At 50.8% G+C, this 13,905-nt stretch carries 11 protein-coding genes; 6 read left to right on the top strand and 5 right to left on the bottom strand.

From position 1 onward, the window contains the following. Positions 1-20 precede the first annotated feature (20 nt). Positions 21-353: a nitrite reductase small subunit NirD gene (gene nirD / locus ACKTT9_RS32400; RefSeq protein ID WP_407869232.1), complete on the top strand. Its 333-nt coding sequence runs from the start codon at positions 21-23 to the stop codon at positions 351-353. Then, the gene (locus ACKTT9_RS32395; protein ID WP_407869231.1) at positions 350-2,440 is read left to right on the top strand and encodes a molybdopterin oxidoreductase family protein; all 2,091 of its coding nucleotides are present in this window, start codon (positions 350-352) and stop codon (positions 2,438-2,440) included. Before nirD ends, ACKTT9_RS32395 begins: the two co-directional genes overlap by 4 nt. Positions 2,441-2,449: 9 nt before the next feature. Here ACKTT9_RS32395 and ACKTT9_RS32390 read toward each other — a convergent pair whose 3' ends face one another. Beyond that, positions 2,450-6,802 carry a DEAD/DEAH box helicase gene (locus tag ACKTT9_RS32390; protein ID WP_407869230.1) on the bottom strand — a complete coding sequence of 1,451 codons (4,353 nt, stop codon included), beginning with the start codon at positions 6,800-6,802 and terminating at the stop codon, positions 2,450-2,452. Between the two features lie 175 nt (positions 6,803-6,977). Between ACKTT9_RS32390 and ACKTT9_RS32385 the strand changes: the two genes are divergently transcribed. Beyond that, positions 6,978-9,002 carry an S-layer homology domain-containing protein gene (locus ACKTT9_RS32385; protein WP_407873161.1) on the top strand — a complete coding sequence of 675 codons (2,025 nt, stop codon included), beginning with the start codon at positions 6,978-6,980 and terminating at the stop codon, positions 9,000-9,002. Between the two features lie 117 nt (positions 9,003-9,119). Here the strand turns inward: ACKTT9_RS32385 and ACKTT9_RS32380 are convergent, their stop codons facing one another. Continuing rightward, positions 9,120-9,305, bottom strand: a complete 186-nt coding sequence (locus ACKTT9_RS32380) for a hypothetical protein (protein WP_127455261.1) — start codon at positions 9,303-9,305, stop codon at positions 9,120-9,122. A 193-nt stretch (positions 9,306-9,498) separates the two neighbouring features. After that, entirely contained in the window at positions 9,499-9,720 is a 222-nt protein-coding gene (locus ACKTT9_RS32375; protein WP_145661635.1) for a response regulator transcription factor, read from the bottom strand. 194 nt (positions 9,721-9,914) lie between these two features. On the opposite strand from ACKTT9_RS32375, the gene ACKTT9_RS32370 reads away from it, so the two are divergent. Genes ACKTT9_RS32370 through ACKTT9_RS32360 form a run of 3 tightly spaced genes read left to right on the top strand, consistent with a single transcriptional unit; the run spans position 9,915 to position 12,345 of the window. After that, a complete protein-coding gene (locus ACKTT9_RS32370; protein WP_407869229.1) occupies positions 9,915-10,592 on the top strand; it encodes a DUF6483 family protein in 678 nt (225 codons plus the stop codon). Between the two features lie 39 nt (positions 10,593-10,631). Beyond that, complete coding sequence (locus ACKTT9_RS32365; RefSeq protein WP_157319248.1) at positions 10,632-11,363, top strand: class I SAM-dependent methyltransferase; 732 nt, start codon at positions 10,632-10,634, stop codon at positions 11,361-11,363. A 10-nt stretch (positions 11,364-11,373) separates the two neighbouring features. Next, entirely contained in the window at positions 11,374-12,345 is a 972-nt protein-coding gene (locus tag ACKTT9_RS32360; RefSeq protein ID WP_407869228.1) for an MBL fold metallo-hydrolase, read from the top strand. Positions 12,346-12,722: 377 nt separating this feature from the next. On the opposite strand, the gene ACKTT9_RS32355 is transcribed toward ACKTT9_RS32360, so the two are convergent. Continuing rightward, entirely contained in the window at positions 12,723-12,875 is a 153-nt protein-coding gene (locus ACKTT9_RS32355; protein ID WP_407869227.1) for a hypothetical protein, read from the bottom strand. 31 nt (positions 12,876-12,906) lie between these two features. Then, a complete protein-coding gene (locus tag ACKTT9_RS32350; RefSeq protein ID WP_157319246.1) occupies positions 12,907-13,869 on the bottom strand; it encodes a phosphatidylglycerophosphatase A in 963 nt (320 codons plus the stop codon). Positions 13,870-13,905 lie beyond the last annotated feature (36 nt).

The following is a 13,905-nucleotide window of genomic DNA, read 5'->3' as shown; positions in this document are numbered from 1 at the left end:
TCACTCAGGAGGAGAAGACCATGAAGACACAAGAAGAGCAAATGATTTGGGTTGAGGCCGTATCTTATGAGGATTTGTCGGTAAATACAGGCAAGACGATTCGGTATCAAGGGGAGGAAGTAGCCCTCTTCAAGATGAACAGCGGCAAACTGACGGCGATTCAAAATCGATGTCCGCATAAAGCAGGCGTGCTTGCAGAAGGTATCGTCTGTGACGAGCATGTCTTCTGTCCGATGCATGATCGCAAAATCCATCTTTCAACGGGGCTCGTGCAAGCCCCGGATACGGGATGCGTGCGGACTTATTCGACGAAAGTTCATAATGGCCTTATATTCATTGGGTTTCTGGTATGACCAAACCGAAAGATCAACCTTCCTCCCATTGCTGCTTCTGCAGCATGCAGTGCGGGCTAGAGATCGTAACAAGCGACAAAACAGCCGGTCTCATTACCAAACCAAGCCAGAACTTCCCGGTTGCCACAGGTCGTTTGTGCCAGAAGGGCTTAAATGCTTTGGATCACGTGTTTCATACAGAACGCATTCTCGAGCCCTTGGTAAAGTCGGCTGGCGGAGCAGGGCATTGGCAAACGGTGACATGGGACCACGCCTATAGGGACATCGCGAATCACATCCAAAGCCTGCAAGCGGAATTTGGCGCAGATGCAATTGGCGTATACGGCGGCGGATCTTTAACCAATGAGGTTTCTTATTTGCTGGGCAAGTTCACTCGAGTTGCTTTGCGCAGTAAATATATCGATTACAATGGCCGTTACTGCATGTCTTCCGCAGCGGCGGCTTCCAACCAAGCTTTCGGTATTGATCGAGGCATGTCGATGCCTTTGTCTGAAATTCCGAATGCCAAATATATCATTCTAGCCGGCACCAACATTGCTGAGTGTCAGCCGACCATGATGCCGTATCTGCTTGAAGCCAAAAAGAAAGGTGCGGTCATTGTCACGATTGATCCACGCAATACCATGACTTCGAAGGTCGCTGATATTCATGTTCGTTTGCAGCCCGGGTTCGATTCTGTGTTTGTTAATGGTCTACTGCATGTCATGCTGGAAGAGAAGCTTGTCGACGAACGTTTCATTCAAGAGCGGACATCTGGCATTGAGAGTTTAAAGGAAGCGGTGAAATCTTACACGCCGGAAAGAGTGGAGGAGTTGACCGGTGTTCTGGAGCCTGTTATTCGAACCATTGCTCGCGGCTTTGCCAAGGCGGAAACGGGAATCGTTTTGACGGCAAGAGGACTGGAACAGCAATCCAACGGTGTGGAGAATACGCTGAATTATATTAATTTATCATTGGTTACGGGAAAAATAGGGCGTAAAGGCTGCGGTTATGGCGCCGTTACCGGCCAAGCAAACGGCCAAGGCGGTCGCGAGCATGGCCAAAAAGCTGACCAACTGCCCGGTTACCGCTCGATCGAAGATCCTGCTGCGCGTGAGCATGTTGCGAAAGTATGGGGCATCGATCCCAACGAGCTGCCAGGCAAAGGGGTCTCCGCCTACGAGCTTCTGAAGAAGGTCGATGAGGGTGAAATCAAGGCGTTAATTGTACTTGGATCAAATCCGCTAGTTTCAAGTCCGAATAACCGCATGGTGGAGCGGGCGCTGCAAAAGCTGGATTTGCTAGTTGTTGTGGATATGTTTGAAACAGAAACGGCACGCTACGCCCATTATCTGCTGCCAGGTTCTTCCTTCGCAGAAGCGGAAGGTACGATGACCAATCTGGAGGGGCGTGTGTTCCATCGTCCCCAAGCGATGGAGCTGCCAGGAAACAGCAAGCTCGATTATCACATTATTTGTGGTTTGGCCGAAGCGCTGGGGCGTGGAAGATATTTTCAATATGAAGGTATCGAAGACGTGTTTCGTGAACTGGCAGCCGCTTCTGCAGGTGGGAAGGCCGATTACAGCGGCATCACGTACCACAAACTCCAAGAGGAAAAAGGGATATTCTGGCCATGTCCTGCCCCTGATCACCCGGGAACACCGCAATTATTCGCCGATTATTTTCATCATCCCGATGGTAAAGCCAAATTATTCGGCATTCAGCCGAAAATGCCGGCAGAGCCGATCGATAGCGAGTATCCCTTCGTCTTAACTACAGGGCGTCTGGCGAACCATTATTTGAGTGGCGTACAAACGCGCCGGACGGAAGCTCTGCACAAGAAAGCTCCCGTACCCGTTGCGGAAATACATCCATGGCTCGCCAAGCGAATCGGACTTGGCATGGATAGCAAGATCCGGTTAACGAGCCGCCGGGGTTCACTTGTTTTCGAAGTGAAGGTAACCGAAGGCATCCAGCCTCGTACGGTGTTCGTTCCCTTCCATTGGGGGGGTGAACACTCGATCAACGTGCTGACGAACGATGCCCTCGACCCAACGAGCCGGATGCCGGAGTTCAAAATATGTGCTGTACAAGTGGAACGTGCATAGAAGACCGTATCAGCTTAATTGGCTAGGCCAAAGGACGAAGCTGGTGCGGTCTTTTTCTGCGCCAAGAAGCTTCAAAGCCTCCTGTTCAGGCGCATCGGAAATACGGACACCGTTCCATGTCTCGATGACGATTTTACGCAGCTGGTGCTGTTTCAGCAGTTGCCGGAACATGAGCTTGAGCTCGTGGGCAGTCTCCGCCAAATCATGGCTATGTGCAGAGAGCTGGTAGATGCGCTTCCCGTTGTTTTCGATCCAATACAACCACTCGCTGCCTTTGAGAGCTAAGTAATTGCCGGTTTTGCGGGAGAAGGAAATACCGGGTTTTTCAGGCCAGGGAACAAGCAGCCCACAAGGATTGGCTGGATCGACAGCACTAACTAGCGTGAAAGAAGACGAGTGGTCAGTTCCTTGTGCCACTGGCTGATGCAGCAGACGAATAAAGTCTTTCGTCGCGAATTGAAGAGCATGCAAATCGGTGATGAACAGCCCTCGGACGACAAGCCCCCACTCTTCCAATTGACGCAAGGCGGTATGAATCGCCTCCCATGGATAGGGACAGAGCGCAGAGACGAGGTCTTTGGTAATAAGACCATAACGCTCTAACAGATGATGCGTCCACTGCATGGCGGAGGATTGCCTATCAAAAGCCGCATTATGCAGTGTGCTTAGGGCATACCAACGTCCAAGTCCTGATTGGAATTTGTCCCCTTTCTTCGAAGTAGAAGTGCCCGTGGCATGAAGCCGCAGCGGCGCGAACTGATCATTGGCCGCCTGACCATCCCAGACAAGCTGGAGCAACTCTTCTAATAATAAGGAAGGGGTTTTTCCAGTTTCAAGGCCAAGCTTGCTGAGAAACACAGCCCCTTTGGCTTCCATAAGGCTCAGCAGTTCTGGAGAAGAGGCAGGTCTATGGTGCATCCCGGCAAGGCAGGGTTCGAATAGTGTGGAACTTTCTGCTAGAAAGAAAGCAATGCGACCTTCTTTTTCACCCTCTTCTTTGTGGCCTATCCAAAAAACTTCACCTGATGAACATAATATATCCAAGTCCTGTTTCCGGTAGGATAACTGCCTTGTCGGGAAGAAAACGGATTCCCAGAGTGAAACGGGCAGGAAGAAGCCCTGCAAATCCGTGATGATTTCTCGCAGCTGCTCTATGCCGGGAACGCTTGATCTTCCGATGAGTTTGCGCATAAGCGGCATGTGCAGCAGATAGGTGAGCGGAGGAATAGCTGAGTTCTCGCGTCTCAGAATCTGTAGAGATTGGCGTACTAAGCGGGAAGCGACCTTGCTGCTTGTCCAAAGCGACTCCACCTCAGGATCGGCGAAAGGTGCAGGTTCTAATAAGCGGGAAGCGACAGCTTCTTCAATCCAGCTTTCAATATGCGCAATCTCCAGCTGGTAGCGGTCCGCGAGCTCCTCAGCGGTGAAAGACAGCCGCCCGTCCGCATACCTCTGGAAGACGAATGTTCTGGAGAGCGGATCTAAGGTGAGCGAAGTATAAAATGTGACTTCATCGCTGCATATATAACGCGGCTCGCCGGTGAAGGAGATGGCTGAGGTTTTGCCTTGCTCCAGCAGTTCCTTTATCCATGTCTGAGCGGAGGAATCAGTGGTAGACCCAGCTTTGACGAGTTCGGTGACGGAGGCGTCTCCGCGCTCTTTTAAATAACGAAAAACTTGTTGAGCTGACGTCCATGCTTCTTCCGCCCAGGAAAGTTTGGCTTCTTCGTCTTCCAGGACTTGAGGATTTATCGCGTTACGAACGGTCTCTGCGCCAAAAATATCGGCAGCCATCTGCCGGCTGAAGCCTAGTAATTCGACTTGCAAATCCTGAGATAAGCTATCGGATTCATATATTTTTTGGGCGACATAATCGGATTGAAATTGAGCCGCCAACGGTGAAGGGAAGTGGTTGCGATGAACCGCAAAGTGGATTTCACCAGCTTGCACCCCGTCCAGGATACTTCGCAGATGCTCCAAATCCACATGCTCTTCCAAGCATTCGCGCATGGCTTCTTGAAAGAGCGGAAACCGCTCTTTGTAGGGCAGTGCTTCTTTCATCAGCTCCTGGCCGCGAAGCCTTTTCAGCCAAGCGGGCATTCGTGTGAAACTGCGGGAAAGCAGCAGGGAAGTTTCCGCAAGCCGCTGAAAAGCCGCACCGAACATGCCGGATTCCGCGACAGCTCCGATAACCAATTGTTCCGCTTCATTATAAGAAAGGGACATGATAGCCTGCGTAACCGTTTCTTGATAGCTGGGAAAAATCAATTCGATGCCGTTGTCCTTGGCATTTGTATAGATGGCCTGGTGTCCGTTCTGGTTCAGATGCTTCTCGAGCGCCATAAGCCAAGTCCGGTTTACTTTCCGTCCAAATAAGCTGTGCAGCACGTAATGCGTTTGGTTCTGTTCATCGGCAAAAGTTTCAATAACAACCGTTTGATCGGTCGGTACCGTGTTGACCGCAATTTGATTGCGGATGAGTCCAATCAGGGCATGACTGGCTTCTGTATCGAAAAAATACTGCTCCATGAGCCATTCTTGGACGTCGACATCTCCCTTTGTATGAGACTGCGCATTCAAGCGATCCCGCAGCTCACGCCAAAGCAATCCCGTTTGAACCCCGAGCTGATAGGATTTCCCGCCAGTCTCCCCGCGCCAGAAAGGGATTTCGCTGTACCGGTTCTCGGCTTCCTGCACATAAATGCGTTCCGGGCGCTTGCGAACGATGCGCCACGAAGCCGTACCCAGCTGGAATACGTCGCCGATCGACGATTCGTGAATGAACTCTTCATCCAGCTCGCCCAGATGAAGGCCTGTTTCGTTATGATGCACGGGATATGCCGTGCTCTGCGGAATCGTGCCCGCGCCTGTCAGCGCGGCCATCTGCGAAGCCGCTACGCGTTCCAAGCGGCCGGTTTCGCGGTCCCATGCGATGAGCGGACGCGCGAAGGGGTATAAACCCGCGAGCACCTCCAGCATCGAGAGCCAGCGCTCCCGCGGCATCTCGCGGAAGGAGTCGCTCTGCGCGAGCAAGCGCGCGAGGAGCGCGACATCCAGCTCGTCGCTGAGAGCCACCATTGCGACGAGCTGCTGCGCCAGGACATCGAGGCTGCCCCGCGGGATGCGGATGGCCTCGATGTCGCGCGCGGCGATCCGCCGGCTGAGCACGGCGAGCTCCGGCAGCAGGCTGCGGCTGCGCGCCAGCAGCACGCCGCGGCTGATGCTGCCGACGGCGTGGCCGGCGCGGCCGATCCGCTGGATGCCTGCGGCAGCGGTGAAAGGCGAGTCGATCTGGATGACCAGATCGACATGGCCGACGTCGATGCCGAGCTCCAGCGACGATGTGGCGATCAGGCAGCGAAGCTCACCGGCTTTGAGCTGGCGCTCGACTTCGAGCCGGATCTCGCGGGCTACGCTGCCGTGGTGGCTTCGCGCGATCTCATGACCGACATGATCATTGAGGCGCAGGGTTAACCGCTCGCACAGCCTGCGGCTGTTGGCGAAGATGAGCACCGTGCGGCAGCCTTCCATTAGCTGCAGCACACGTTCTACAAGAGGCGTCCAGATGGCCTCTTTATCCGCTCCGGCACGTGCCGGCTCCGGCATCGTGACCTGCAGGGCGTAGTGCTTTTCGGCTTTGCTCTCGATAATCGCGACAGGACGCGGCTCGCCGGCTTCCCATCCGCCGAGATAACGTGCGACGCGTTCGATCGGCTTTTGTGTGGCAGAGACACCGATCCGCTGAACGGATCGCCCGCACCACACATCCAGCCTTTCCAGCGTCAACGACAAATGCATGCCGCGCTTGTCCGCTGCCAGAGCGTGAATCTCGTCGATGACGACTTGCTCCACGCTCTTGAGCATTTCTCTCGCGCGCGGCGAGGTAAGCAGCAGATAGAGCGACTCTGGCGTGGTCACCAGCAGATCCGGTGGATGCTTTAACATCGAAGCTCGCGTACTCTGCGTAGTATCACCAGTGCGGACGCCGACACGCAGTCCGTGCCAGGCGGTGTCCTTTTCAAATGAGGCGGCAAGCTCCTCGATCTCCGCTATAAAATGAAACAAATGATCATGAATATCATTATTCAGCGCTTTTAGCGGCGTAACGACCAGTACGCGTACACCGGGGGCGTAGGGCTCGCCGTCAGCCTGTTTCATTTTCACAATGCGATCCATACAAGGCAGTAAAGCCGCTAATGTTTTACCTGAACCCGTAGGGGAAGAGATGAGGGTATGCTTCCTGGCAGTTATCTCTTTCCATGCCTGCTTCTGTACGTCGGTGGGTTCGCCGAAGCGTGAAATAAACCACATCTTCAGAATCGGGTGGAAAAGAGACAGAGGTCCCTCTGCATGTGCCGTCATTTCGTTCGCTCCCTTGCTCATAATTTCTTCCAACATAGCATAATGTAGGCGCTTTCGCCAATGAGCGTGCCCATAAGATAGGAAAATAAAAGTGTACCCTCCTAAAAATAACCAATTATACGAATTGATCTGATACATGTGGTTATCTAAGGTGAAGGAGTGTGAGTGAAGCTTGATGCTCAAAAAAGTAATTGCGACGGGCCTTGCTTTCGTAACAATCATGGGGAGCAGCACAGCTGTTTTAGCTAAAGACAATGGCAACGGCAATCAGAAAGATGATGGAAAGGTCGAAATCCACCTCACTTTTAACGATTTGAAAACTGCGGAATGGGCCATACGCTATATCGCGAGTTTAGCATCCATGCGTGTATTTGAGGGGTATGAGGATGGTACCTTTAAACCGCAAAACACAGTTTCACGCATTGAAGCGATAACAGCAGCCGTCCGACTTATGGGGCTTCGCAGCCAAGCAGAATCTTCAGCCAAAATGAGCACACATCTCAATTTCAAAGATGCCAATCAAATTCCGGCCTGGGCGGTAGGATATGTAGCTGTTGCACTGGAAAATGACCTGTTTTCCGAAAATGACGACTCCGTTCAGCCTCAAAAAGAGGGCGATCGGTTATGGGCGACGACGCTTTTGGTCAAAGCTCTGAAGCTGGACGCTCAGGCTAAAGCCAAAATGAACACGGCCCTGCCGTTCAAAGATGCAAAGCAGATTCCTGCAGGTTCTGTTGGTTATGTTGCTGTGGCCATTGAAAAAGGCCTGGTAGATGGCTTTGAGGATAACACGTTCAGGCCGAATCAGCCGGTTACACGGGCTCAACTTGCCGCATTGCTTGATCGTACAGGCGGTCAATTGCCGGAACAAGGAAATAACACACTGACGGGAACTGTAAAAAGTGTTGTTAACGGGAACGCCTTAGTATTGACAACCTCAGGTGCGACATCAACCTATGCCTTGCATCCGGACGTTTACATTTACAAAAATGGAGTGAAAATCGCTCCTTCGGCTTTGCAGGCTGGAGACGAAGTGAGTGTGCGGACTTTTAACAATCAAATTATATATATTGAAGTAACTAAACCAGTGCAAACCATTATCTATAGCGGTACCGTCAGCGCAGCGGTTGCCAACAATACATTGACCCTTACCAAATCGGGCGTTACCTCATCTTTGCAGTTCCATCCGGATATTGTCGCCTACCGAAATGGTGTGAAAGTGAGTCCTTATGAGCTGAAAATCGGGGATGAAGTTAACATTCGCACCTCGGATAACAAAGTCATCTATGTTGAAGTGACCAAATCGGTTGTTCCGATATCCAGCAGCGGTACCGTCACAGCCGTTGTGAATAACAATGTCCTTAAGCTTACCAAGTCAGGTGTTACAACCAACTATACGCTGCATCCAGACATCGTTATTTATCGAAATGGCGTCAAAGTTGCGTCTACCGCTCTGTTGGTCGGTGATGAGGTGAATGTTCGGACCTCGGACAATAAAGTTATTTTTATTGAAGTAACACAAACGGCACAAGCAATTACGAATAGCGGAACGATCACGGCAGCGGTGAATAACAACGTACTAAAGCTCAAGAAAGACAATGTGAATTTTGAAATAAAGCTGCATCCGGATGTCGTGGTGTATCGCAATGGCTTGAAAGTGGCTCTATCCGAGCTGAAAATTGGGGATGAAGTTAACGTTCGCACCTCCGAGAACAAAGTCATTTATATTGAAGTGACCAAAATGGTGCAGCCTATCACGAATAACGGCACCGTTAGCGCAGCTGTTACCAATAGCGAGCTGAAGCTAACGAAATCGGGAGTTACAACCGCTTTTACATTGCATCCGGATGTCATCGTCTATCGTGGCGGCGTGAAGGTTAGAGCCATTGACCTTAAAGTAGGCGACGAGGTCGATATCCGCACCTCTGACAATAAAGTCATCTATATTGAAGTAACAAAAAGCGTTGATGAGAATTTGCCGTTTGATCTGCAAGGGAAATTGAAAGGAACGACCCTTAATGCGCAAGGCGAGCTTGCCACGATTTCTATCGTGCAATCGATTAATGGCAAGGATCAGACGACCGTGTATCAAGTTGCTTCCAGCGTGACTATCGTAGGCAACTTGGCGTTATTTAAGGAAGGACGGCTTATTCAGCTGAAAGGCGCGAATAAGGTTGTGACTTCTATCACGATAAAGTGATGGAGAGAGACCAATGGGAGATAGGGAAGAGGTTAGAAAAAGAGTGAAGAAGGAGCCCTGCATAGGGCTTCTTTTTTTGCGTGGGAACTGTGGTTTGCAAGGCAACAAAAAAGCCCATTAATAATGGGCTAAAATCACAGCAATATCATTATCATTGAATTGGAAGGCGCCTTCTTCTGATTTCGTGAAATGATGGCCCCTTGACTCAATATACTGGCAGAGTCGAAACAGAATGCCTGGTTCCACATTCAGGAGTTCTGACAAGGAAAACACATTTTTTTGCTCGGTAATCATTTCGATCATGGATTGAAATAGCCCCCTAAAGGTGTAATGTACTTGTTAGTTACTACTATAGTACATGCTAAGGATCATTTACTGTCGAAATGTTGGGTTAACAAAACGTTCACTTTTTAACGCGCGCGCGAACAACATAAAAGCCCTCGAATCCTCCAATAGGAGGCATCGAAGGCTTACATGGATCCGTTTGCTGACGGAATCAGATCTTTAATTCCCCAAGCTTGATCAGTTCTACAACCGCTTGTGAACGACCCTTTACGTTCAGCTTTTGCATGACATTGGAGATATGATTTCTCACAGTTTTTTCACTGATAAAAAGCTGCTGTGCGATATCTTTCGTCGTTTTGTCCTGCACTAATAGTTCGAATACTTCGCGTTCGCGGTTCGTAAGTAGAAATTTGTTTTTGTGGTCGCTGGCCATGGATGTGTGTCACCCCTCCTTGCTCGGGTATTGGGAAATACAAGGTTTAGGGATACAGTCAAAATTAGTTTATGAAGGGCTGCTGCCAATGGTGCGGTGTATATGCAAAAATAGGCGACTTCCGCTTTTGAGTTTCTATCCGAGGCGTGGTAAGCTGAAACGAGGTATATCATTTGGGCACAGGAGGGTTTCTTATGTTCAAACGTGATTATTTTATGCGGCAGATTGAGCAGATGACTCAGGTCCTGCATCGCATTCTTTTTAATAAGGAACATATTCCACTGGCAGATGCCCAGCAGCTGTTGGACGAAGCCAGCCGGCATTTACTCGGGCTCAATGTTCGTTCGTTAATGGCTTTATCAAGCAAGGATATCCTGGAGCTGCTCTCCTATCATGGAAATTTGGATACGGCGAAAGCGATGGTCATTGGAGATATGTTCGTCGGTCACGGAGATCTGCTGAAGCAGCATGAACAAATGGACGAGGCGTACCATGCCTATGTAAAATCTCTCGATTTACTGCTGCACTTGTCTCTTTCTCCAGAAGTTAGTCCTAAGGATGATGAGAATGTAGAAGTGGCTGCTCGCATACAAACCAGTTTGGATCGGCTCAAGGCCTGGATGGTTCCGGAGGAAATGAAGAGGTTGCTTTTTGCCCATTATGACAAACAAGGCGACTTCGCGAAGGCGGAGGACGTGCTGTTTCATTATATGGAGGACCATCCGGACCAATCGGAGTTCCTGCGGCAAGGCGTTTCCTTTTATAAAACACTGCTAAATACCGAAGAAAAGTTGCTTGAAGCAGGTAACTTTAGTACGGAAGAAGCCGCAGAAAGCTTGCGCCGGGTGCAGCAGAAATTGGACTCTTTTTAAAACCTCTAACGATTATAAATAGAAATTGCAGGTGATAAAATGGCTTGGTATCAGGAAAGCTTTGGAAATGATTATTTATTAGTATATAAGCATCGGGATATGCAAGGCGCTTATCATGAAGTGAAAAAAATGATGGATTGGCTTGACCTGGAGCAAGGGGCCGAGGTGTTGGATTTGTGCTGTGGGATGGGGCGTCATTCCTTGGCACTGGCTGATTTTGGTTATGAAATCACGGGTGTTGACTTGTCTGAAGTGCTTTTGACAGAAGCGGCAGAATTGGATAAGCAGAAGCGTGTGACATGGGTGCGCGGTGATATGCGGGAAGTTCCCTTGGGGCGCCAGTTTGATGCGGTTGTGAATTTATTTACTTCATTTGGCTATTTTGATGAGGAAGATCAGAATGCCAAGGTGTTTTACGAGATGCATCGTCTTCTAAAAGAGGGCGGTCGTTTTATTATCGATTTTCTGAATCCGATTTATGTTCAAACTCATCTCGTACCGCAATCACAGCGGATGGAGGGAGACATTCAAATTCTCGAAACGAGAGCCATTGAAGATGGCTGTGTGCGTAAGCGAATTGTGATATCGCAGGAGGGATCTCCGGAGCGGAAGTATTTGGAACAGGTGAAATTGTACGACCGAGTGGCGTTTGAGGCGATGCTGCAAAAAGCAGGTTTACATATAGATCACGTATACGGCAGTTATGACGGTCATCCGTATGAGGCTGATGCATCGTGCCGGATGATTTTTGTAGGGCATAAGGAAGGATGACGACTCGCAAATGAACATCGTAACTGAACATACAGATGAAATTACTCAAGTGAAGGTGCCGCTGCCTTTTCCGCTTCGTTGGGTGAACGCCTACCTGATTCGCGGCAGCAAAGGGTACACGGTCGTGGATCCGGGGCTGCATACCCCGGACGCGGAGGCGCTCTGGCTGCAGGTGCTGCAGGAGCGCGGGATCGGCTTCGAGCACGTCGAGCAGATCGTGCTCACCCACCACCATCCCGATCACTACGGGATGGCAGGTTGGTTCCAGGAGCGCACGGGCGCGCCGGTTCTCCTCTCGGAGACCGGATACGCGCAAGTGCAGCTCCTGTGGGGGCCGGAGCAGCCGATGTCGGCGCGGCTGCTGGAGCTTTTTGCCCGGCACGGCTTCCCGGAAGCCGGGCTAGCGGAGATGACGAAGCACATGGTGAGCTTCGTCGATTTGGTTTCCCCGCAGCCGCAGGTTACGCTGCTGCGTGAAGGCCCTGTGCGCCTCGGGAACCGCGTGTACGAAGCCATGGAGACCCCCGGCCATGCCGCGGGTCACTTGGTCTTCTACGATGCCGAGGCGGAGGTGATCTTTTGCGGCGACCACGTCCTGCCGCAAATATCGCCGAACGTTTCCTTCCTCCCGGAGGTGGAAGAGAACCCGCTCGGCGAGTACTTGCGCAGCCTGCAGGAGATCGGCAGGCTGCCGGTCAAGATGGCTTACCCGGGGCACCGGGAGCCTTGGTCCGGCTTTGGCGCACGCACCGAGGAGCTGGTGCGCCATCATCATGAGCGGCTTGCGCTCATGGAGGGTCAGCTAAGCGCGCCGCTTAGCGCTTATGAGGTGTGCCGCGCGACCTTCGGCGACCGGCTCAGCGTGCATCAGATGAGGTTCGCGTTGTCGGAGACAATCGCTCACCTCATCTTGCTGGAAGCGGAGGGCCGCGTTCAGCAGGTCGACCCTGCCGCGGAGCTGGTGCGCTACGTAGCTAAATAAATAAAAGCACATCACATCCCCATGTTGAGCGGATGTTGATGTGCTTTTTTTGTCATTGGCGGCGGCTTTACGCGAGTTGGAGGGAACTACAGACCGCTATTTGTGCGAGAAACAGTCACTTCGCGGTTTGAAGGGAACTACGATCCGCTATTTTCTCGATTTTGGCTGAAATTCGGCGGTTTGAGATCAAATAGCGTCCTGTAGTTCCGCTAAAATCTATAAATCGCTCATATCCCATAAATAGCACCCTCTAGTTCCCTTAACCTACTCCTGACTCGTTCAAACAGCTCCCAGCCTTCATCGTCTCGGCGACTCCGCGAGTTCGCGTCGCGCGGCGGTTACTGCCTTCATGTTCTCTGCATCTCCACGAGTTGGCATCACGCGTCAGTCACCGCTTTCATCGTCCCAACATCTCCGCTAGCTCCGCCTGTTCTCGACATCTCCGCGAGTTCGCGTCGCGCGTCAATCACCGCTTTCAGTCTTCCCAGCATCTCCGCTAGCTTGGCCTTCATCTTCTCGGCATTACGCATGTTCGCAAAACGCGACCATCCACGCCTTTCCCTACTTCAAAGGCTTACTATAAGTAGGAATATTATTATGCGCTAACCGGCCGCAAGCAGCAGCCACAATGCCGCAAACCATATCGTCAATAAATGTATTGCATTTCCCCTCGGAATGATCGCTGTCCAAATCTTTAATGATCCCGATTTTCTCTTTGTCCAAGTACCCGAAATTCGTAAGCGCAATTGTTCCATACATCAGCGGTACAGCGGTTGCGATACTTTCATCTACTCCGAAAAGTCCTTCGTCTTGCCCGACAATATGATTATATTGCGGATTGAATTCGCCAGCTTCGACGGCGGTGTCTATTTTGATCGCCAACTGCAGCGCATGGAAGGTCTGTTGTTTGCGCAGCACAGCAACAATATGTTCTTCGCATAGGCTGCGCTCCATGTCAGGATTGTAGGGACGCTGAAGCTGGTCCAGAATTTCCACCATATCTTCAAGCTGGACACCTCTCTCAGCCAGAAGAGCGAGATTGCGCTGCGAATAATCGACTTTTACATTCTCCGAAATGATGACACTTGCCGTTGAAGCGACAATCGCGCAAATGCCTTTTGAAATAAACGATTTAGGGCGTTTGGTGGGAAAGAAAAAACGGAATTTACAATCCATGAAACCAAAAAGGGAGGCTGCGCCGCTGCCATACAAGCCACAGATTGACATGGCAATGGTTCGATGTACGTTGTAGGCAGGGTCTTTCATGCTAGCTAAAAGCTCGGAGTCATGTTTGACCTTTTTTTGCAGCTCCATGAGTGTGGTCATGACGTTGTAAGTTTCTGTTTTGCTTAAAACACCTAATAAAGTCGTGGTGATCGTCTCGTAAGGGATTTTTTTGATGCCTTTGATTTCCACAAGCAGGCGGGCAACAGCTTCTTCGATGACGGCTTGTGGATAGTGACTGAATACTTCATCCCGGAATTCGTTGAAAATGAGCGTTTTATCTTTGAGGAATGTTCTCATCTGTGCGCCTCCAGTTAGATCAAATCTGTCTATTTT

The sequence above is a fragment of the Paenibacillus sp. P36 genome (assembly GCF_045866505.1).
In the GTDB taxonomy this organism is placed as follows: domain Bacteria; phylum Bacillota; class Bacilli; order Paenibacillales; family NBRC-103111; genus Paenibacillus_E; species Paenibacillus_E chondroitinus.
The sequence above is the reverse complement of the archived record's forward strand: the minus strand, read 5'-3'. Positions and strand labels throughout refer to the sequence as shown.